This is a genomic window from Streptomyces sp. NPDC059477, from assembly GCF_042749375.1.
Taxonomy (GTDB): Bacteria; Actinomycetota; Actinomycetes; order Streptomycetales; family Streptomycetaceae; genus Streptomyces.
The window spans coordinates 1-19,989 of sequence record NZ_JBHYUG010000127.1 but is presented as its reverse complement, the minus strand read 5'-3'; the positions used below and the strand labels follow the sequence as shown (position 1 = coordinate 19,989).

Genomic DNA, 19,989 nt, shown 5'->3' with positions numbered 1-19,989 from the left:
GCCCCACCGCGTGGGTGTTCGGCAACGAGGCGTGGGGCCTGCCCGAGGAGACCCGGGGGGGGGCCGGCGCCCGGGGCCGCGGGCCCCCGCCCCCGCCCGGCCCCTCGCGCTGACACTCGGCCCCCCCCCCCCCGGGGGGGCCGATCGTCTTCTACCGCTTCTCACATGTCGAAGGCAGGAATCCAGCAATGCGACAGGTCACCCGCAAGGGACTGATGACCATGGCCGCCGCGACCGGTGTGATCGCCGCCGCGGGCGGTACGGCCCACGCCGACTCCGCCGCCCGCGGCCAGGCCGCCGGTTCACCCGGCGTCCTCTCCGGGAACTCGGTGCAGGCGCCGGTGCACGTGCCGGTCAATGTGTGCGGCAACACCGTGAACGTCGTCGGGGTGCTCAACCCGTCGATGGGCAACACCTGCGGCAACAAGGGCGCGGGACCGTCCGCCGGCTCGGGGAATGCCGGCGGTTCCCACGCCCAGGGCCGCACCGGCGGCTCACCCGGCGTCGGCTCCGGCAACCACGTCGAGGCGCCGGTGCACGTGCCGGTCAACGTCTGCGGCAACACCGTCGACGTCATCGGCATCGGCAACTCCACGACCGGCAACGACTGCGGCAACGGGGGCGGCGGGTACGGCGAACAGCCGGTCACCCCGCCGGGCGGCCCGGCGACCACGCCCCCGCCGAACCCGTCGACACCGGGCAACCCCGGGGAGCCCGGCAATCCCGGCAACCCTGGTACCCCCGGTAATCCCGGAACTCCCGGAAACCCTGGTGAGCCGGGTACCCCGGGCACCCCCGGCAATCCGGGCATCCCCGGAAACCCGGTGGAGCCGGCCACCCCGCCCGGACCGGGCGTCGGGACACCTGGCACCCCCGTCTCCTCCGGCAACCGGCCCGCGACCCTCTCCGTCGCCCAGCCGGACGGCTCGGCGCAGCTCGCGGAGACCGGTGGCTCGCTGCCGCTGGGCGGGGCGCTCGGACTGGGCGCGGGGGCGCTGCTCGCGGGCGCGGTCCTCTACCGCCGGGCGCGGATCTCGGCGTAACCCGAGCCGCCGCACCGGACGCGTCCGACGGAGCGGGCCCTGTCTCGGCGGGGCCCGCTTTGTATGCGTGTGTACCGCCGCGCGGGTCCCTCCGCGCGTACCGGCCGGATCACCAGGTCGCGCGGACCTGGCGGATGATCCGCCGGCGCAGCCGCACCCGGCGGCTGCCGTCGCGCAGCAGGCTCAGGCGGTACAACTCCCAGTTTCCGTACTCGGCGTGGTCGGTCAGCAGACGTGCCGCTTCCTTGCGGGAAACCCCGCGCGGTACGTGGACGTCGACAAATTCGTATTCCGGCATCGCATCTATTGTGCGGGCTGGGGCCCGGTACGGATAGCGTCTGCACTATGTCTGATGCTGCGCAGCCCACCGCTGCCGAGGTACGTGCCGCCGCCGAGGCGGTCAAGACCGCGCTCGACCGCCACCTGGCCGCGGTCGAACGCCGGTCCGAGGAGGACGACCAGGCCGTGTACGAGGCGTTCAACCAGCTCGCCGCGGCGGCCGAGGCGTACGACGAGCTGCTCTACGACCGCTACGACGAGGTCACGCCCTTCGAGATCCCCGGCGCGGAGGACGCGCTGCCCCCGTACACCGGTCCCGAGGAGCCGAACGCGCTCAGTGTGCTGATCCGCCGTGACTACGCGGTCGCGGAGCCGCAGCGGCTGCTGGCGCAGGCCCAGCGGATCGAGGCGGTGGACCAGGAGGACGGCGCGGCGGGTGACCGGACGGCGGGCACCCTGCACGGGGCGCTCGGGGTGCTGTTCGGGGAGTACGAGCCGGACGAGATCGCCTCGCGGCACAAGGAGTTCGGTCTGGAGGAGGGCGATTCCACGCTGTGGGTGACGGCGGCGGACGAGTCGGCCGACCCCGGCGAGTGGCTGGACGCCCCGTTCGACCAGGTCGATCCGCAGCGGGTGGTGTGCCGCTTCGACGTCAGTTCCGTCTTCGACGAGGAGGAGGACGACGGCGAGGACCCGGAGGACGCCGATGATGCCGATGACGTCGGCGATGTCGACGACGTCGATGAGGTCGACGAGGTGGAGCTGGACGAGCTGGACGACGACGAGGACCTGGAGCCGCTGGACGCGGATCACCGCTAGGGCCTTTTCCCGTCGTCTTCGCGTCGCCTGGCGGACCGGGGAGGATGACGCCCTGACCGGACCTGTCGTGAAGCACGTGCCCGGCGTCCGGTGGGGCCGTGGGAGCGGTGCGTGCCGTGGCTCGCGGCATCGGGATGATCTCGACGGCAGGTGCTGAGCGGTGGTGATCGGCGGGGGGGGGGGGGGGGGGTGTCCCACCCCCCCCCCCCCGCCATAGTGGTTTTGTGAGGGTGTGTGAGCGTGGTGGGGGGGGTGGGGGGGGGGGGGGGGGGGGGGGCCCCCCCCCCCCCCCCCCCCCGCCGTCACCTTTGGGTGTGGGCCGGTGGTCAGCCGGAGGCCGGGAGCTGAGGGCGCAGGAGCGCCGGCAGACGGGTCGTGCGGGGCTTGGCCGGGACCTCGGCCACGGCCTTGGACAGCGCCTGTTCCACGCCGTGCACCACCGACAGATGACGGTCCGCGCGACCGAACGCCGTGTACACCCACGGCCGGCTGAGGGCCTGCGCGGCATCGCCGGGCAGCACCGCGACCACGGCCGGCCAGCGCGCCCCCACCGCCTGGTGCGCGGTCAGCGCCCAGCCGTGCCGCACGGACTGCGCCACCCGGTCCTTCGGTACGACGATCCGCTCGCCCGCGCACGACAGGTGCAGCCCGTCGGCGTCCGCCGTCTCCACCGTGCCCGGCACGGCGCGGCCCGGCGCCGGGGAGTGCACGATCCGGTCGCCGGGGTCGAAGCCGCCGAAGCGGCCGGGGCCCGGATTGAGCCGTTCCTTGAGGGCCGCGTTGAGCGCGCGGGTGCCCGCGGCGCCGCCAAGGCCCGGGGTGATCACGACCGTCTCCTCGGCGGGCACGCCGATCGCCCGGGGCACGGAGTCCGCGACCAGCTGGACGGTCCGGTGCACGGCCTCGCCCGCGTCCCGTACCGGCACGATGACGATCTCCTTGCCGGGCGCGTCGACCTGGGCCAGCTCGCCGATGCCGATGCCCGAGACCAGCTCGCCCAGCGGGCCCGGGTCCGGGCGGCGGGAGGCGATCTGCGGGCAGTACCGGGCCGCCAGCAGATCGGCGAAGACCCGGCCGGGCCCCGCCGACCACAGCACCGCGGGGTCACCGGCCAGCACCAGCCGGGCGCCGTCCGGCAGCGACTCGGTGAGCAGCGCGGCGCTCTCCACGTCCAGCTGAGGCGCGTCGAGGACGACGAGCAGATCCAGGTCGAGGGCGCCTTCCGGATCCCGGCCGGGACCCTGGACGCCCGACAGCAGCCCGGCGACGGTGGCCGTCCCGGGCCCCTCGACCCGGGCCGCGAACCGCTCCCGGCCCACCGGCGAACGGGTCGCCGCCCAGGCGCGCAGCCCGAGCGCGTGCGCCGCGTCCAGCAGCGCGGCCGGTTCGGCGAGGGACGCCTCGGCGCCGGTGTGCAGCACCAGACCGTGTCCCGCGACGGCGCGGATCAGCTCGGCGGCGGCCCCCTCGGCCCCGTCGGCGGCCCGCTCCCAGTCCTCGGCCGAACCGTCCTGCTTCGGTACCGAGGTGATCAGCCGGGCCAGCCCGTCGGCGAGGCTCTCCTCGGCGAGCGCGTACCGCTCAAGCCCGACCAGCACGCGGACCGGCCGCTCGGCCTCCTCCGCGCCCTCGGCCTCCTCCTGCCCGGTGTCCGGTGCGGCCGGGGCGCCGGGCTCGTCCAGAGGGTCGTGGAAGAGCAGTGCCTCACCCTCGGCGAGGGTGTGTTCCACGGCCTCGTCCGGGTCGGGTACCCCGCGCTGTCCCAGGGCGGTGAGGAGGGCGGGCAGGTCGAGGACGGTGTGTCCGGCGAGCGCCGCCTGTTCCAGCAGCCAGCAGGTGACCGCGCGGCCCCGCCGCGCGTCGTCCGGACGGCACTCCGCGCCCAGCAGCGCCCGCGCGAAGCCGTCCGCCTGCTCGGGCCGTACCCCGGCGACCCCCAGCAGCCGCCAGGGGTCCTCGCGCAGCAGGTCGGGCGCGTCCCCGCCGAGGGCCTCGGCGATCTGCGGGGCGAGCGCCTCGGGGGCACCGCCACCGGCCAGCACCTGCCGTACGGCGGCGACGGCTTCGGCGGTGGGGCCCGCGGGCGTCTCGGCGGCCACCGGTGCCGGGCGCCCGCCCGGCTCGGGGGAGGGGGCCGGGGTGGGGGAGAGGGCGGGGGCGGGGCGCGGAGCGGATTTCGGCTCTTGTCCCTGTCCCTGTCCCTGTCCCGGGTCCGGCGCTGCCGCAGGCTCTGGCTCTGCGAACACGGTCGTGGCGGGTTTCTCGCCGCTCTCCACCGCTCGTACCGCCGCGAGCAGATCGGCCGCCTTGCCGTTCAGCTTGGCTCCGCTGGCGATGGGGGCCGCCTTCTCCGCCTTGCGCCGCTCGATCCGCTCCCGCTCCCGACGCTGTGCGGCCAGTTCGGCCTCGGCCTCGGTGAGCTGGGCTGCGGTGTCGGGGGTCGGGGAGTCACCCGAGGGCACGCCGTCGGGCGTGTCTGTCCCGTCGGCCGCGTCGCCCGCATTGGTCGCCCCGGTCGCCCCGGTCGTGTCCGGTGTGTCCGGAGGGCCCTCGGCCGTGTTCTCCTCCGTGCTCTCCGGCTCCGTGCTCACAGCGTGCTCCAGTCGTGATCGGGATAGCGGTGCACGGGCGCCGACACATCGTCGAGCGCCCGGCAGATCTCGTCAGGAAGACTAAGCGCCTCCACTGACAACGCGGCGCTGAGCTGCTGCGCGTTGCGCGTGCCGACGATGGGCGCGGTCACTCCGGGCCGGTCCCGGATCCAGGCGAGGGCGACCTGGAGGGGGGTCACCGCGAGCCCGTCGGCGGCCGTGATCACCGCTTCCACGATCCGGCTCGCGGTGTCGTCGAGATACGGCTCGACGAACGGCGCCAGGTGCTCCGAGGCGCCCCGCGAGTCCATGGGCAGACCCTCGCGGTACTTGCCGGTGAGCACGCCGCGCCCCAGCGGGGAGGAGGGCAGCAGCCCGATGCCCAGATCGAGCGCGGCGGGCAGGACCTCGCGCTCGACGCCGCGCTGGAGGAGCGAGTACTCCATCTGCGTACTGCACAGCCGGGTACGGGTGCCGGAGGCGGCGAGTTGCCAGGTGGCGGCCTTGGCGAGCTGCCAGCCGCAGAAGTTGGAGACCCCGGCGTAGCGGGCGCGACCGCTGGCCACCGCGAGGTCGAGGGCCTGGAGGGACTCCTCCAGCGGGGTGTCGGGGTCGAAGGCGTGGATGTGCCAGAGGTCGACGTAGTCCGTGCCGAGGCGGGCGAGGGAGGCGTCCAGGGCGGCGAGCAGATGGCCGCGCGAGCCGTTGAAGCGGCGGTCCGGGTCGGGCACGCTGCCCGCCTTCGTGGAGATGACCACATCGCGGCGCGGCACGAAGCCGTCTATGAGCCGCCCGAGCAGATACTCGGCCTCCCCGTCGCCGTACACGTCCGCCGTGTCGATCAGGTTCCCGCCCGCCTCCCAGAAGGTCTTCAAGAGGTCCGCCGCGTCGTGCTCGTCGATGTCTCTGCCCCAGGTGAGGGTGCCGAGACCGATGCGGGACACGCGCAGGCCGGTGCGGCCGAGATGCCTCTGCTCCATGAACGCCGAGAGTACTGGCCAGAACTGGCCCCGTGGGTGGCCAGTGCACAACCGGCCGCCCCGACAGCCACCTCACCGTGACCGGCGAAGCCCATGGCCACAGGCCCGCACACCCCGAACGGGGCTGCCCCGGCCCCGGGCGGCCCGGCGGCCCCGAGGGTGGGGCCCGGCCACTGCCCACCGCGCCACGGGCGCGCTGCTGGTGCGCTGCCGCGCGGCGGGTGGTGTGCGGGGGGTGTGCGCGGCCGGTCGGCACCGGCACCGGCAGGTGCTGTCTCGCTCGGCCGCGGCGTCCGGGGTGGGTCGGGGTGGCGGGCGCCCGGGTCTTGGTCACCGTGATGCGCGTCCGCTGTCGGACGCCGGTTGGGCGCGGGGGCGTGCCCGTCGGGCGGTCCCTTCCGTGACGACCGATCCGGATGGGCGGTGCGGCGCGGCGCGGTGAGGCGGAGTGAGGTGAGTCGCGGGGTGAGGTGCGCACCACCGAGCCCGCTCACCGGCAGCCGAGCCGGTTCTCGGCGACCCCGTATCCGTTGAGACGCCGAGCGCCCTGCCCCAGCGGCGAGCAGCCGGCCCGCGCCCCTCTCCCGCCCGATGCTTGCCGAACGCGCCCGTCACGCTCCTGGCTTCCGGTTCGGCTTCGGACCGGCGCCTACGCTCGCCGCTCGCCGCCGAGGGTCCCGTCCACCTCATTCGACCGCGCCCCGAAACGCCCTCTCACCCCACCCCTCCACAACCGGCCCCGCGCCTCCTCCGAAACCCCCACCCCGCTCACCCACCCCCACCCCTCACCGCGACCCTCGTCACAGCCATCTCGCCCCCCGGTCCGCCCCGCGCTAGGGTCTGCGGACACAGGGACGTTACTGACGGGTAAGGGGATCGGCCATGCAGCTCGGGATCAACCTCGGATACTGGGGTGCCGGGATGGACGCGGACAATCTGGCGGTCGCCAAGGAGGCCGACCGGCTGGGCTACGCGGTGTGCTGGGCCGCCGAGGCGTACGGCTCGGACGCGGCCACCGTGCTGACCTGGGTGGCGGCGCAGACCGAGCGGATCGACGTCGGCTCGGCCATCTTCCAGATCCCGGCCCGCCAGCCCGCGATGACGGCGATGACGGCCGCCACCCTCGACTCCCTCTCCGGCGGCCGGTTCCGGCTCGGGCTCGGCGTCTCCGGGCCGCAGGTGTCCGAGGGCTGGTACGGCGTCAAGTTCGACAAACCGCTGTCCCGCACCCGCGAGTACGTCGAGATCGTCCGCAGGGCGATGACCCGTGAGCGCCTGTCCTACGAGGGCGCGCACTGGACGCTGCCGCTGCCGGGCGGCCCCGGCAAGCCGATCAAGCTGACCGTGCACCCCCAGCGCGAGCACATCCCGCTGTACATCGCCGCGATCGGCCCGAAGAACCTGGAGCAGACCGGCGAGATCGCCGAGGGCGCCCTGCTGATCTTCGCCGCGCCCGACCACCTGGAGGACACCGCGCTGACATACCTCCGCGCGGGACGCGAGAAGGCCGGCCGGACACTGGACGGCTTCGACGTCTGCCCCACCGTCCCCCTCGCTCTCGGCGACGACAAGGACATCACCGCCCTCGCCGACACCTTCCGTCCCTACACCGCCCTCTACGTCGGCGGCATGGGCAGCCGCAAGCAGAACTTCTACAACCAGCTCGCCCAGCGCATGGGCTACGAGCAGGCCGCCGCCGAGATCCAGGAGAAGTACCTCGGGGGCGACAGGCAGGGCGCCGCAGCCGCCGTACCGCACGACCTCATCGACTCCACCACGCTGATCGGCTCCGTGGACCGGATCGCCGACCGGATGAAGGCGTACGCGGCGGCCGGTGTCACCACCCTCACGCTGGCCCCTGCCGGATTCACCCTGGACGAGCGGCTCGCCGCGCTGCGCGCCGGCACCGAGGCCCTGGAGCGCGCCGGGCTCGCGTGACACGGCGTCACCCGGAGGGGCAGGAGGGGGGAAGTTTCTGCGGCCGTGGTGGGGGCTCGGGGGTCTTCCCCGCCACGGCCGTCACGGGAACAACGCGCCGGAGCGCGCGCGGTTACGCCTCCGGCGCAATCCCCGGGTCCTTCTTTTGGCGGAGTTGTCCGACACAACTGTTGCAGCACCTCTGCGCGGGCATTTGACTCGTTCTTTGCGGAGTTCCTCCAGAGAGGGTGCCTCAGATGCTTTCGGCCAAGAGTCTGTTCCAGGAGATCCTCGACAACGACGAGTCCTTCCGGCTGTTCTGCTCCATCGCCGCCAGCGGTGAGTCGCAGGGCGGCTGGGAGAACGCCCGCATCGCCGCGCTCGTGCCCGCGGGCGAGCGTGACCTCGCCCCCAAGATCACCCGGCACGGCGCCGACGAGGACAAGCACGGGCGGATCTTCAACGCCCTGATGAAGAAGCGCGGCCTCGAACCCGTCGACGTACCGTCCGCGACCGACTACACCATGCTCCTGGAGAAGAACGGCATCGGTCTCGCCCACGAGAAGCTCAAGAGCGACCAGGCCCTGACCCTCCAGGACGTCCTCACCTATCTCGCCCACAGCCGGGTCACCGAGCAGCGTGCCTCGGAGCAGATGGAGATGCTGCTCAGGTACTTCGGGGACCACCCCGACATCGGCCGCGCGGTGAGAATGATCTCCCACGACGAGGACAACCATCTCGCCTACTGCCACGAGGAACTGCTGCGCTACGCGCGTGCCGGGCACGGCCGGGCCATTCACCGCACCCTGCGCACCTGCGCCCTCGCCGAGATCCGGATCTACCGGGACGTCAGCCTCGCCGTCATGGCCCAGATGGGGCGCGTCCTGGGCTGGTCCCGGCCCAAGGCGGCCGTCCTGGCCCTCGGCATCCACGCCGTCTACGGGTACGAGCGTCTGGGTGGCTGGCGGCGCATGGTGTCGCTGAAGATGCCGCAACGTCGTGACGCGCTCGGCGGGGCGCCCGGCGCGGCACCCGAGTTCGCCTGAGCCTGGCTCCGCCGAGCCCGGCTCCACGAAAATCGCCCCCATAGGACGCCGAAAACGCCCCACCAGGACGCAGAAAACGCCCCACGCGCGCGTGCCGTGCGTGGGGCGTGCCGTTACCGACCACCGCTCCCGACCACCGCTCCCGTTCCGTTCTCGCTCCCGCTACATCCAGCCCCGCCGCTTGAACCCCCGGTACAGCGCCGTCACCAGCACGGCCATCAGCGCGATCACCGCCGGATACGACCAGATCCAGTGCAGCTCGGGCATGTGGTCGAAGTTCATGCCGTAGATGCCCGCGATCATCGTCGGCACCGCCGCCATGGCCGCCCAGGCGGAGATCTTGCGCATGTCGTCGTTCTGCCGCACGCTCATCTGCGCCAGCTGCGCCGACAGGATGTCCGACACCAGCCGGTCCAGGCTCTCCACGGCCTCGTTCACGCGCGCGAGATGGTCATTGACATCACGGAAGTACGGCCGCGCCTTGTGGTTCACGAACGGCACCCCGCCGCCGAACGGGCCGAGCCCCGCGAGCCGGGTCAGCGGCAGCGCCAGCGGCACGGACGCCCGGCGGAACTCCAGGACCTGCCGTTTGAAGGAGTAGATCCGCAGCGCCGCGTTCCGCGAGCCGCCGCCCTCCGGCGAGAAGACCTCCGCCTCCAGCTCCTCCAGGTCGGTCTGCAACTCGCCCGCGACCTCCAGATAGTGGTCGACCACGGCGTCCGAGATGGCGTACACGACCGCCGTGGGCCCCTTGCCGAGCAGCTGCGGGTCATGCTCCAGCCGGTGCCGTACCGCCGCCAGCGGAGCGCCCTCGCCGTGACGCACGGTCACCACGAAGCCGTCCCCGATGAAGATCATCACCTCGCCGCTGGTGACGGTGTCGCCCTCCGGCTCGTACAGCACCGGCTTCAGCACGACGAACAGCGAGTCGTCGAACACCTCCAGCTTGGGCCGCTGATGCGCCTTCAGGGCGTCCTCCACGGCCAGCGGATGCAGCCCGAACTCCTCCGTGACCAGGTCGAACTCGCCCGGCGTGGGCTCATGCAGACCGATCCACACAAATCCGCCGCCCGCGCGGGCCTCGGCGAGTGCCGCCGAGAAGTCCTCCGGCGCCTCCGTGCGCCGCCCGTCGCGGTAGATGGCGCAGTCCACGATCACCCTGCGCATTCTCCCGCCGGCGACCCGCCGCCGCACCCGGTGGTACGCCTACCCTGGTCGGCATGCCCACGCTGATCCTTCTGAGGCACGGACGCTCCACCGCCAACACCGCGGGCCTGCTCGCCGGCTGGACCCCCGGTGTCGTACTCGACGAACGCGGCCGGGAACAGGCCGCGAGCGTGCCCTCACGGCTCGCCGCGCTGCCGCTGGCCGAAGTCGTCACCAGCCCTCTCACACGCTGCCGGGAGACCGTCCAGCCGCTCCTGGACGCCCGCCCCGCACTGACCGTCCGCGAGGACGAGCGGATCGGCGAGGCCCATTACGGCGACTGGTCCGGCCGCAAGCTCGGCGAGCTGACCGGCGAGCCGCTGATGGACCTCGTCCAGTCCCATCCGTCGGCCGCCGCGTTCCCCGGCGGCGAGTCCATGCGCGCCATGGCGCACCGCGCCGCCGAGGCCGTACGCGAGTGGAACGCGCGCGTGGAGCGCGATCACGGCGCCGACGCCGTCTATCTCATGTGCTCGCACGGCGACATCATCAAGTCGCTGGTCGCCGACGCGCTCGGACTCCATCTCGACCTGTTCCAGCGGATCTCCGTCGAACCCTGTTCGATCACCGTGATCCGGTACACCCGGCTGCGGCCCTTCCTGCTCCGGCTCGGCGACACCGGCGATTTCGCCTCCCTGGTGCCGCGCGAGGCACCCCCGGAGGGGGACGCCCCGGTCGGTGGTGGTGCGGGCGCACCGTGATCGACGGCCGCAGTAGGGTTGAGCGGTTGCAGGAGCCGCGAAACCGAGCAGCGTCGCCCGCGATCCCCCACCACCGCCGATTCCCTTCTCGACTGCTATGGAGCTGGACGTGTCCCGTCAGGTGTTCCTCTACGACCCCCCGGACCGCTTCGTGGCCGGTACGGTCGGACTGCCCGGACGCCGTACGTTCTTCCTCCAGGCCACCGCCGGCCCCCGCGTGACCAGCGTGGCCCTGGAGAAGACCCAGGTCGCCGCCCTCGCCGAACGCATGGACGAGCTGCTGGACGAGGTCGTACGGCGCAGTGGCGGCAGCGCGGCCGTCCCGGCCGTGGCACCCACCGAGGTCGCCGACACCGGCCCCCTGGACACCCCCGTCGAGGAGGAGTTCCGGGTCGGCACCATGGCCCTCGCCTGGGACGGCGAGGAACAGCGCATGATCGTCGAGGCGCAGGCGCTGGTGGAACTGGACGCCGACACCGACGAGGATCTCGCCGAGGCCGAGGAGCGGCTCCTCCAGGACGAGGAGAACGGACCCCCGATGCTGCGGGTCCGGCTCTCCGGTGCCCAGGCCCGAGCCTTCGCCAAACGCGCGCTGGACGTCGTCAACGCCGGCCGGCCGCCGTGCCCGCTGTGCAGCCTGCCGCTCGACCCGGAAGGACACGTATGTCCGCGCCAGAACGGATACCGCCGCGGAGCGTGACCTCCGAGGCGCCGCCCCCATCGCCCGCCGAGCGGTCTGACGGCCATCCCGCCGAGCAGTCCGCCGGTCACCCTGTCGAGCGGTCTGACGGCCACCCCGCCGAGCAGATGGATGGCCATCCCGTCGGCCCGTCCGCCGGATCGCCCGTCCAGCGGCCCGTCGACCTGCTCACCGAGGGTGAGCTGACCGTGCGCGGCCGGATCCGTGACGCCTCCAACGCGGCCCTGTACTGCACGATCACCCACCAGGGCCGCGAGGCCGCCTGCGTCTACAAGCCGGTCGCCGGGGAACGCCCGCTGTGGGACTTCCCCGACGGCACCCTCGCCCAGCGCGAGGTGGCCGCCTACGAGGTCGGCGCGGCCACCGGCTGGGACCTGATCCCGCCGACCGTGCTGCGCGAGGGACCCTACGGCGAGGGCATGGTCCAGCTGTGGATCGAGGCCACCCCCGACGCCGACCTGCTCGCCCTGGTGGACGGCGAGGAACCCGAGCCCGGCTGGAAGGCCATCGGCCTCGCCGAGGTCGCCGAGGACCGGACCGCGCTCCTGGTGCACGCCGACGACCCGCAGCTGCGCCGCCTGGCCGTCCTGGACGCCGTGATCAACAACGCCGACCGCAAGGGCGGTCATCTGCTCCCCACCGCCGACGGCCACCTCTACGGCATCGACCACGGCGTCACCTTCAACGCCGAGACCAAACTCCGCACCCTCCTGTGGGGCTGGGCGGGCGAACCCCTCCTCCCTGACGCCACCACCGCCCTCACCCGCCTGAAGGACGCCCTCGCACCGGGCGCCCCCCTGGCGGCGCGACTCACCGCCCTGATCACCCCCGCCGAACTCGACGCCACCCGCGCCCGGATCACCGCCCTCCTGACCGCCGGGGTCCACCCCCAGCCGACGGGCGACTGGCCGGCCATCCCCTGGCCACCGGTGTAGAGCCACCGGCGCGGAGGTATAAATCGGTGCTTAGGTATAAATAGGCGCATAGGTGCAAATGGGTACCTAGGCGCACATGGGTGCCCGGGTGCATATGGGTGCCGATTCCGCAAGACCGCCTTACCGGCTATCCGGCCCGGTCCGGTTCGTACACGTAACTGTGGTCCGGTTAGGCTCAAGTCATGCATGCCTGGCCCGCTTCCGAGGTCCCCGCCCTGCCTGGTCAGGGCCGCGACCTGAGGATCCACGACACCGCGACCGGTGGACTCGTCTCCCTCGACCCCGGTCCCGTCGCCCGTATCTACGTCTGCGGCATCACGCCGTACGACGCGACCCACATGGGGCACGCGGCGACCTACAACGCGTTCGACCTCGTGCAGCGCGTGTGGCTCGACACCAAGCGCCAGGTCCACTATGTCCAGAACGTCACCGACGTCGACGACCCGCTGCTGGAGCGGGCGCAGCGCGACGGCGTCGACTGGACCGCCCTCGCCGAGCAGGAGACGACCCTCTTCCGCGAGGACATGACCGCCCTGAGGATGCTGCCCCCGCGGCACTACATAGGGGCCGTCGAGGCCATACCCGGCATCGTCCCGCTGGTCGAGCGCCTGCGTGACCTCGGCGCCGCCTACGACCTCGAAGGCGACGTCTACTTCTCCATCGAGGCCGACCCGCACTTCGGGCAGGTCTCCCACCTGGACGCCGCCGCCATGCGGCTGCTGTCCGCCGAGCGCGGCGGCGACCCGGACCGCCCCGGCAAGAAGAACCCCCTCGACCCGATGCTGTGGCTGGCGGCCCGTGACGGCGACCCCAGCTGGGACGGCGGCTCCCTGGGCCGCGGACGCCCCGGCTGGCACATCGAGTGCGTCGCCATCGCCCTGGACCACCTCGGCATGGGCTTCGACGTCCAGGGCGGCGGCTCCGACCTCGCCTTCCCGCACCACGAGATGGGCGCCTCGCACGCCCAGGTGCTCACCGGCGAGTTCCCCATGGCCAAGGCATACGTCCACGCCGGCATGGTCGGCCTGAACGGCGAGAAGATGTCGAAGTCCAAGGGCAACCTGGTCTTCGTCTCCCAGCTGCGCCGCGACGGAGTCGACCCCGCCGCCATCCGCCTCGCCCTGCTCGCCCACCACTACCGCGCCGACTGGGAGTGGACCGACCAGGTCCTCGCCGACGCCGAGGCCCGCCTGGAGCGCTGGCGCGCCGCCGTCTCCCGGCCCGACGGCCCCCCGGCCGACGCCCTGGTCGACGAGATCCGTGACGCCCTCGCCCTCGATCTCGACGCCCCGGCCGCCCTCACCGCCGTGGACCGCTGGGCCGCGCTCCAGCAGGACCGGGGCGGTACGGACATCGGCGCCCCCGGCGTCGTATCACGGGCCGTGGACGCGCTGCTCGGCGTGGCGCTCTAGGGACGCGGACGGTCAGCCGGTCAACACAGGAGGGAGGCGCACCCCGGGGTGCGCCTCCCTCCTCCGTACTCCCTGAGCCCCGGTCCGCGGTCCTACGGTCCTTGCTCAGTCCTCCGACGATTCATCGTCGTCCGTCGCCGACTTCGGGGGCTTCGGCGGGCGGGTCCGCTCGCCCGGTGTCGGCGGGGCCGCGCCGCCGTCCCGGCGCCGCAGATAGCGTTCGAACTCGCGGGCGATTGCCTCACCGGACGCCTCGGGCAGCTCCGCGGTGTCGCGGGCCTCCTCCAGCGACTGCACGTACTCGGCGACCTCGCTGTCCTCGGCGGCCAGCTGGTCCACCCCGACCTGCCAGGCCCGCGCGTCCTCCGCCAGCTCGCCCAGCGGGATCCGGACGTCGATCAGGTCTTCGAGGCGGTTGAGCAGCGCCAGCGTCGCCTTCGGGTTCGGCGGCTGCGAGACGTAGTGCGGCACGGCCGCCCACAGCGACACCGCCGGGACGCCCGCGTGCGTGCACGCCTCCTGGAGCACCCCGACGATGCCGGTCGGGCCCTCGTACTTGGTCTCCTCCAGGTCCATCCGCTGTGCCAGGTCCGCATCGGACGTGGTGCCGCTGATCGGGACCGGACGGGTGTGCGGGGTGTCGCCGAGCAGCGCGCCCAGGATCACCACCAGCTCCACACCCAGCTCGTGGGCGAAGCCCAGCAGCTCGTTGCAGAACGAGCGCCAGCGCATGGACGGCTCGATGCCGCGCACCAGCACCAGGTCGCGCGGCTTCTCGCCACCGACCCGGACCACGGACAACCTTGTCGTCGGCCATGTGATCTTGCGCACGCCGTCGTCCATCCACACCGTGGGGCGGTTCACCTGGAAGTCGTAGTAGTCCTCGGCGTCCAGCGCCGCGAACACCTCGCCCTTCCATTCCCGCTCCAGGTGCGCGACCGCGGTGGAAGCGGCGTCGCCGGCATCGTTCCAGCCCTCGAACGCGGCCACCATCACTGGGTCGATCAGCTCGGGAACCCCCTCCAGCTCGATCACCCAGCGCCTCCTTCCGACATGCCCTCGCCTGACCACCCAACCTTACGGCGTGCGGCGCGGGCGCCCGCAGCCCCCTGGCACGGGGGATGAACGGATCACTGCCCCGCCCACCACCCCGGAACACCCCACGAACAGCTCTGCGAATCATCCGAGCACGGGGATCTACGCCGGGATCTACACCGGGACCTATTGCGGGACCTATTGCGGGATCTATTGCGGGATCTATAGCGTCCGGGACCTACAGCGTGGAGCGCAGCCACTGCTCCACGCTCGCGATGTGCACGGTCGCCCACGCGCGTGCCGCCTCCGCGTCCCGGTCGCGCAGCGCGCCGAGGATCGCCCGGTGCTCGTGCAGGGTGCGGCTGACCGCGTCCTCCTGGGTCAGCCCGCGCCAGATCCGGGCCCGGGTGGTCGGCCCGGACAGCCCGTCCAGCAGCGAGCACAGCACCGAGTTGCCCGACGCCTGCACGATCGCGCGGTGGAACTCCAGGTCGGCGGCGACCAGTTCCTCCACCGAGGGGGCGCCGCCCAGCGCGTCCAGCTGCGCGGTGAGCGCGTCGAGCTGCCGCTCGCCGATCAGGGTGGCGGAGATCGCGGTTGCGGCCGGCTCCAGGATGCGGCGCACGGCGAGGAACTCAAGGACGGTGTCGTCCCGGTGGAAGTCGACGACGAAGCTCAGCGCCTCCAGCAGCAACTGGGGATCCAGGCTGGTGACGTACGTGCCGTCGCCCTGGCGTACGTCCAGGATCCGGATCAGCGACAGCGCGCGCACGGCCTCGCGCAGGGAGTTGCGGGACAGGCCCAGCTCGGCGGCGAGTTCGCTCTCCTTGGGCAGCCGGTCGCCCGGCCGCAGCGCACCGGAGACGATCATTCCCTTGATCTTCTCGATCGCCTCGTCGGTGACAGCCATGGCCCCGCCTCCCCGGTCGCTCAGACATCGGATGTCTCAGCGTCATTATGCGCGGTCAGTGGGCTGGACGTGAGCGGGGGCAGGGGGGTGCGGGTGCGGGTCCGATCCGCAGGGGGCCGTGGTCTGAGCGGCACCTGTGCCGAGGAGGGCCGGTGTGTGCCGGGGTACCCGCGATGGCGGGTCCGGTCCGTGTGGGTCCGACCTGCGCGGGTCCGGCGGTCCTGGCCGGTCCGATCCGCAGGGCCTGCGGGCTGGACCGTACTTGTGGCGAGGGGTCGGGTGTGGGGCGGGGCCTGCGATGCCTGGTCCGGTCCGGGCGGGGTCCGATCTGCACGGGTCGGGCGGTCTTGGCCGGTCCGATCCGCAGGGGCTCGCCGGCTGGACCGCACTTTGCCGAGGGGGCCTGGCCGGTGTGCCGAGGCGCCCGCGATGATGGGACCGATCCAGGCGGGTCCGATTTGCGCGGGTCCGCTTCGGTCCGGTTCGGGAAGGTCCGATCCAGATCGGGCCGGTTGCACACCGGGCCCGCCGCCAGGTCCGGTTCCGGACCGGACCGGAACTGGGCGCCGACGTCGATCGGGCGCGGGGCGACCAGGGCGCCGGGACGGGTCGGATTCCGGCGTGATCCGGGCGCCGGGTCGATCCGGACGCCAGGCAAACCCGGGCACCGGGCCAATTCGGACGCCCCCGGTCCGGACGCAGCCCCGGTCCGGGTGCCGGGGCCAATCCGGACGCCGCCCAGGCCCGGGCGTCGGGTCGGTCCAGGTGCCGGGCCTATCCGGGCGCCGCCCAGGTCCGGGCGCCGGGCCGATCCAACTACCCCACCCCACCCCGCTCAGCAGCCCCCCGCCCGCTCCGCCAGCAACCGCAGCGCCTCCAGTGACACCACCGCGCCCCGTTCGACGCCGGACGTGACCACCTCCCGGTGTGGGTCGTACGCGCCGGTCGCCCGTTCGTCGGCGAGTTCGTCGGCGTTGACCCCGTCGATCACCAGCACCCCGCCCGCGACCAGCCCGCGCAGCGACGCCGTCACCAGCAGCGCCGACAGTTCCATCTCGATCGCGGCGAGCCCGGCACCCTCGTACGCCGTCAGCGGGATCAGTCCCGGCTGGAACGCGGCCCGCGTCCACACGATGCCCCGGTGGCTCACCGCCCCCGCCTCCCGCGCGGCCCGCTCCAGCGCCAGCACCGCCTCCGGCGCGGCCACGGCCGGGTACTCCGGCGGCAGCAACTGCCCGGTCACCCCGTCGTCGCGCACGGCGGCCTGCGCGATCACCAGCTCGCCGTCACCGATGCCCGGCCGCATCGCCCCCGCCGTACCGAGCCGCACAAACGTGCCCACGCCCGCGTCCGCCATCTCCTGGAAGAGCAGGATCGCGCCCGGCCCCCCGATCCCGTGCGAGGCGACGGCCACCGGCAGGCCCTTCCAGCTCCCGGCGAACACCCGGTACTCGCGGTGGTACGACACCTCCTCGGCGCCGTCGAGCAGCGCGGCGACATCCGCGGCCCGCCCCGGGTCACCCACGACGACCGCATGCTCCGGCAGCCCGGTGCGGGGTATGCGGGTGAGCGGCTGGCGATCCTGCGGCATACGACAACTCCCAGGCGGCGGAGGGGTGAGCGGGCGGCGACGCCGATCATACGAATCGCCTGTCCCACCGCTTTCACACCCCCCGCACCCGGTGTCGCCGCGCCGCTCAGCCGAAGGCGCGGACGGCCTGGTAGTACGTCCAGGCGGTGCTGTTGCAAGCGGTCTTGGAGGCGCCGCTGTAGCCGTTGCACACGCGCTTGAGATCCTCGTAGAAGGCGCTGTCCAGGCGGGCCTTGTTGGCGTCGAAGGCGCCCGCGGCCTTGTAGTTGCGGTAGCCGAAGTCGTGGCGGGCACAGGAGTTGGCGAAGGGGAAGCCGAAGGGGTTGTCGGGGGAGGAGGAGCAGTAGTCCGTGGACCAGTCGAACTGGTAGGCGGACCAGGCGCCCTGGTTGGCGCGGGCGGCGGCCCACGTGGTGTAGCTGGACGCGCTGGTCTGGGTCCAGTTGGACAGGACCTGGGGCTTGTCGGCGGGAGCGGCGGCGGCGCTGGTGGCGGTCGCGGCGACGGTGATCACGGCCAGGGCCGAGGCGGCGAGACCGGTGGCGAGTCTGCGGTGCAAGGCACACCTCCATGAGGCTGCGGCCCGTCGGTCGTGCCGCAGGTTCATGACAAGATGATTGACGTCTCATCAACGCCCTTACACCGCAGGTGCCCTAATGCGCCGTGAACTCTCCCGCGCGCCCGGCGATCGGCGGGTGAACGGACGGGAGGCACCCTGTGCGCCCGGGTGCGCGGGCATACGGAAAGGGCGGTTCCGGTGAAGGAACCGCTCCTTGTGCGCCGTGGCTACGCGCGTACGCCCGTGGGTTCTAGTTCTCGTCGAGCATGTCCTGAACCCGTGTCCGGACCTCGTTCGTCGCCAGGCCGCGGATCGTCAGGGTGGTGCGGCGGCGCAGCACGTCGTCCGGCGTCTCGGCCCACTCGTGGTCGCGCGCCCACACCACCTGCGCCCAGATCTCGGGGGCGTCGGGGTGGACGCGGCGGGCCAGTTCGGGGTTCTCGTTGGCCAGGCGGGCGATGTCGAAGGCCAGCGAACCGTAGTGGGTGGCGAGGTGCCGGGCCGTGTCCGCGGCCATCCGCGGGCCCGGCGCCGGACCGTCCGTCAGCAGCCGGTGCGCGACCGCGCGCGGGTTGGCGACGCCCGGCAGCGGCAGCTGCCTCGGCAGTGTGGCGACCGGCTCGAAGTCCTCGCCGAGCGGATGACCCGGCAGCGACTCCAGCTTGCGCATCACCGTACGGCCGATGTGCCGGAAGGTCGTCCACTTGCCGCCCGCGACGGACAGCATCCCGCCCCGCCCCTCGGTCACCACCGTCTCCCGCTTCGCCTTCGCCGTGTCCCCGGGACCACCCGGCAGCACCCGCAGCCCCGCGAAGGCGTACGTGATCAGCTCCCGGTCGAGCTGCTGGTCCCGGACCGAGAACGCGGCCTCGTCCAGGATCTGCGCGGTGTCCCGCTCGGTGACGGCGACGTCCGCCGGGTCGCCCTCGAACTCCTCGTCCGTGGTGCCCAGCAGCAGCATGTCCTCCCAGGGCAGGGCGAAGGTGATCCGGTACCTGTCGATCGGGGTGGCCAGCGCCGCCCGCCACGGCGAGGTCCGCCTGAGCACCAGATGGGCGCCCTTGGACAGCCGGATGGACGGGGCCGCGCCCGGGTCCTCCATCCGGCGCAGCCGGTCCACCCACGGGCCGGTCGCGTTCAGCACCAGCCGGGCGCTCACCCCGAACTCCTCGCCCGTGAGCCGGTCCTTCAGTTCGGCGCCGCTCACCCGGCCCCTGGTGAAGCGCAGGCCGGTGACCTCCGCGTGGTTGAGCACCACCGCGCCCGCCTCGACGGCCGCGCGGACCGTCATCAGGGCCATCCGGGCGTCGTTCATCTGGTCGTCGCCGTACACGGCCACGGCCCTGAGGTTCTCGGTACGCAGCTCGGGCACGTCCTGCGCGGCCTTCGCGGGGGAGAGCAGATGCCCCACCCCGTCGCCGAACCCGGACAGCGCCGAGTACGCGAAGACGCCCGCGCCGAGCTTCGCCGCGCCGTGCGGTCCGCCCTTGTACACCGGGAGATAGAAGGTGAGCGGGTTCGCCAGGTGCGGGGCCACCTGGCGGGAGAGCGCGCGCCGCTCGACGTGGTTCTCCGCGACCAGCTTCACCGCGCCGGTCTGGAGATAGCGCAGCCCGCCGTGCAGCAGCTTGGAGGAGGCGGAGGAGGTGGCACCGGCGAAGTCACCGGCGTCGACGAGCGCCACCCTGAGCCCGGACTGCGCGGCATGCCAGGCGGTGGAGATGCCCAGGATGCCGCCGCCGATGACGAGAAGGTCGTACGACGCCCGGTCGAGCCGCTCACGGGTCTCGGCCCGGCTCGGGTGGGCGCCGGAGGCAGGGCGGGTCCCCAGGGCGGGCACGGACCGCAGGGTGGACGGACTGGTCATGGGGTGTTCTCACTCCTCACCGGAGCCCGTGGGGGCTCATCGGCTCTCGTGTTGTCGGCGCGCACGCGTACGCGCGCGGGCGTCGGTTTGGGGTCCGGCGGCGGCTGTTGGCGTCGGGTGGCGTCCGTCGGACTGCCGTTGCCAGCTGTTGTCGGCCTTCATCGGCCTTCATCGGCCTTCATCGGCCTTCATCGGCCTTCATCGGCCTTCGTCGGCGGCGCGGCTGTCAGCTGTCGGCGGCGTCCTCGGTTCTCGGCCTCCGTCGGCTTCCGTCGGCGTGCGGCGGCTGTCGTCGGTTCACGTCGGCCGCCGGACGCATGTGCAAGCCACCGCTGCCGGCTCGTGCCGGCCCGCCCCGCCACCGGCCCGGGTCAGCCACCGTCGCCGACGCGGTCAGC

17 protein-coding genes and 1 pseudogene are annotated in these 19,989 nt (G+C 73.0%); 9 read left to right on the top strand and 9 right to left on the bottom strand.

The window, feature by feature from the left end:
• Both ACFXAZ_RS36485 and ACFXAZ_RS36480 read left to right on the top strand, forming a co-directional pair.
• Positions 1–86, top strand: a pseudogene (locus ACFXAZ_RS36485) (RNA methyltransferase); the annotation flags it as partial.
• A gap of 102 nt (positions 87–188) precedes the next feature.
• A complete protein-coding gene (locus ACFXAZ_RS36480) occupies positions 189–1,043 on the top strand; it encodes a chaplin family protein (RefSeq protein ID WP_384600377.1) in 855 nt (284 codons plus the stop codon).
• Between the two features lie 109 nt (positions 1,044–1,152).
• On the opposite strand, the gene ACFXAZ_RS36475 is transcribed toward ACFXAZ_RS36480, so the two are convergent.
• Entirely contained in the window at positions 1,153–1,341 is a 189-nt protein-coding gene (locus ACFXAZ_RS36475; protein ID WP_384600374.1) for a DUF5703 family protein, read from the bottom strand.
• Between the two features lie 47 nt (positions 1,342–1,388).
• Here ACFXAZ_RS36475 and ACFXAZ_RS36470 point away from each other — a divergent pair, with 47 nt between their 5' ends.
• Positions 1,389–2,141, top strand: coding sequence for a hypothetical protein (locus ACFXAZ_RS36470; protein ID WP_384600371.1), 753 nt, complete (start codon positions 1,389–1,391; stop codon positions 2,139–2,141).
• Positions 2,142–2,467: 326 nt separating this feature from the next.
• Here the strand turns inward: ACFXAZ_RS36470 and ACFXAZ_RS36465 are convergent, their stop codons facing one another.
• The gene (locus tag ACFXAZ_RS36465; RefSeq protein WP_384600368.1) at positions 2,468–4,732 is read right to left on the bottom strand and encodes a helix-hairpin-helix domain-containing protein; all 2,265 of its coding nucleotides are present in this window, start codon (positions 4,730–4,732) and stop codon (positions 2,468–2,470) included.
• The gene (locus tag ACFXAZ_RS36460) at positions 4,729–5,712 is read right to left on the bottom strand and encodes an aldo/keto reductase (RefSeq protein WP_382691743.1); all 984 of its coding nucleotides are present in this window, start codon (positions 5,710–5,712) and stop codon (positions 4,729–4,731) included. Before ACFXAZ_RS36460 ends, ACFXAZ_RS36465 begins: the two co-directional genes overlap by 4 nt.
• 882 nt (positions 5,713–6,594) lie before the next feature.
• Here ACFXAZ_RS36460 and ACFXAZ_RS36455 point away from each other — a divergent pair.
• The gene (locus ACFXAZ_RS36455; protein ID WP_384600364.1) at positions 6,595–7,650 is read left to right on the top strand and encodes an LLM class F420-dependent oxidoreductase; all 1,056 of its coding nucleotides are present in this window, start codon (positions 6,595–6,597) and stop codon (positions 7,648–7,650) included.
• A gap of 236 nt (positions 7,651–7,886) precedes the next feature.
• Positions 7,887–8,675, top strand: a complete 789-nt coding sequence (locus tag ACFXAZ_RS36450; protein ID WP_384600361.1) for a ferritin-like domain-containing protein — start codon at positions 7,887–7,889, stop codon at positions 8,673–8,675.
• Positions 8,676–8,837: 162 nt separating this feature from the next.
• Here the strand turns inward: ACFXAZ_RS36450 and corA are convergent, their stop codons facing one another.
• A complete protein-coding gene (gene corA, locus ACFXAZ_RS36445; protein ID WP_384600358.1) occupies positions 8,838–9,833 on the bottom strand; it encodes a magnesium/cobalt transporter CorA in 996 nt (331 codons plus the stop codon).
• A gap of 62 nt (positions 9,834–9,895) precedes the next feature.
• Between corA and ACFXAZ_RS36440 the strand changes: the two genes are divergently transcribed.
• The 4 genes from ACFXAZ_RS36440 to mshC all read left to right on the top strand — a co-directional run bounded on the left by ACFXAZ_RS36440 (position 9,896) and on the right by mshC (position 13,629).
• Entirely contained in the window at positions 9,896–10,582 is a 687-nt protein-coding gene (locus ACFXAZ_RS36440; RefSeq protein WP_384600356.1) for a histidine phosphatase family protein, read from the top strand.
• 109 nt (positions 10,583–10,691) lie between these two features.
• Entirely contained in the window at positions 10,692–11,282 is a 591-nt protein-coding gene (locus ACFXAZ_RS36435; RefSeq protein ID WP_384600354.1) for a DUF3090 domain-containing protein, read from the top strand.
• Between the two features lie 107 nt (positions 11,283–11,389).
• The gene (locus ACFXAZ_RS36430) at positions 11,390–12,217 is read left to right on the top strand and encodes an SCO1664 family protein (RefSeq protein WP_384600379.1); all 828 of its coding nucleotides are present in this window, start codon (positions 11,390–11,392) and stop codon (positions 12,215–12,217) included.
• Positions 12,218–12,399: 182 nt separating this feature from the next.
• Entirely contained in the window at positions 12,400–13,629 is a 1,230-nt protein-coding gene (mshC, locus tag ACFXAZ_RS36425) for a cysteine--1-D-myo-inosityl 2-amino-2-deoxy-alpha-D-glucopyranoside ligase (RefSeq protein ID WP_384600352.1), read from the top strand.
• Between the two features lie 105 nt (positions 13,630–13,734).
• Here the strand turns inward: mshC and ACFXAZ_RS36420 are convergent, their stop codons facing one another.
• From ACFXAZ_RS36420 to ACFXAZ_RS36400, 5 genes are all read right to left on the bottom strand, one after another.
• Positions 13,735–14,664, bottom strand: coding sequence for a PAC2 family protein (locus ACFXAZ_RS36420; RefSeq protein ID WP_382687944.1), 930 nt, complete (start codon positions 14,662–14,664; stop codon positions 13,735–13,737).
• Positions 14,665–14,902: 238 nt separating this feature from the next.
• Positions 14,903–15,574 carry a FadR/GntR family transcriptional regulator gene (locus ACFXAZ_RS36415; protein ID WP_384600348.1) on the bottom strand — a complete coding sequence of 224 codons (672 nt, stop codon included), beginning with the start codon at positions 15,572–15,574 and terminating at the stop codon, positions 14,903–14,905.
• A gap of 835 nt (positions 15,575–16,409) precedes the next feature.
• Entirely contained in the window at positions 16,410–17,165 is a 756-nt protein-coding gene (locus tag ACFXAZ_RS36410) for a nucleoside phosphorylase (RefSeq protein WP_384600345.1), read from the bottom strand.
• 106 nt (positions 17,166–17,271) lie between these two features.
• Complete coding sequence (locus ACFXAZ_RS36405; protein ID WP_384600342.1) at positions 17,272–17,724, bottom strand: phospholipase; 453 nt, start codon at positions 17,722–17,724, stop codon at positions 17,272–17,274.
• Positions 17,725–17,974: 250 nt separating this feature from the next.
• Positions 17,975–19,591, bottom strand: a complete 1,617-nt coding sequence (locus ACFXAZ_RS36400; RefSeq protein WP_384600339.1) for an FAD-dependent oxidoreductase — start codon at positions 19,589–19,591, stop codon at positions 17,975–17,977.
• Between the last annotated feature and the right edge of the window lie 398 nt (positions 19,592–19,989).

Coding starts and splice junctions, on each gene's coding strand:
- ACFXAZ_RS36480 (WP_384600377.1), top strand. CDS start 189: ATGCGACAGGTCACCCGCAAGGGACTGATGACCATGGCCGCCGCGACC.
- ACFXAZ_RS36475 (WP_384600374.1), bottom strand. CDS start 1,341: ATGCCGGAATACGAATTTGTCGACGTCCACGTACCGCGCGGGGTTTCC.
- ACFXAZ_RS36470 (WP_384600371.1), top strand. CDS start 1,389: ATGTCTGATGCTGCGCAGCCCACCGCTGCCGAGGTACGTGCCGCCGCC.
- ACFXAZ_RS36460 (WP_382691743.1), bottom strand. CDS start 5,712: ATGGAGCAGAGGCATCTCGGCCGCACCGGCCTGCGCGTGTCCCGCATC.
- ACFXAZ_RS36455 (WP_384600364.1), top strand. CDS start 6,595: ATGCAGCTCGGGATCAACCTCGGATACTGGGGTGCCGGGATGGACGCG.
- ACFXAZ_RS36450 (WP_384600361.1), top strand. CDS start 7,887: ATGCTTTCGGCCAAGAGTCTGTTCCAGGAGATCCTCGACAACGACGAG.
- ACFXAZ_RS36440 (WP_384600356.1), top strand. CDS start 9,896: ATGCCCACGCTGATCCTTCTGAGGCACGGACGCTCCACCGCCAACACC.
- ACFXAZ_RS36430 (WP_384600379.1), top strand. CDS start 11,390: ATGGATGGCCATCCCGTCGGCCCGTCCGCCGGATCGCCCGTCCAGCGG.
- mshC (WP_384600352.1), top strand. CDS start 12,400: ATGCATGCCTGGCCCGCTTCCGAGGTCCCCGCCCTGCCTGGTCAGGGC.
- ACFXAZ_RS36415 (WP_384600348.1), bottom strand. CDS start 15,574: ATGGCTGTCACCGACGAGGCGATCGAGAAGATCAAGGGAATGATCGTC.
- ACFXAZ_RS36410 (WP_384600345.1), bottom strand. CDS start 17,165: ATGCCGCAGGATCGCCAGCCGCTCACCCGCATACCCCGCACCGGGCTG.
- ACFXAZ_RS36400 (WP_384600339.1), bottom strand. CDS start 19,591: ATGACCAGTCCGTCCACCCTGCGGTCCGTGCCCGCCCTGGGGACCCGC.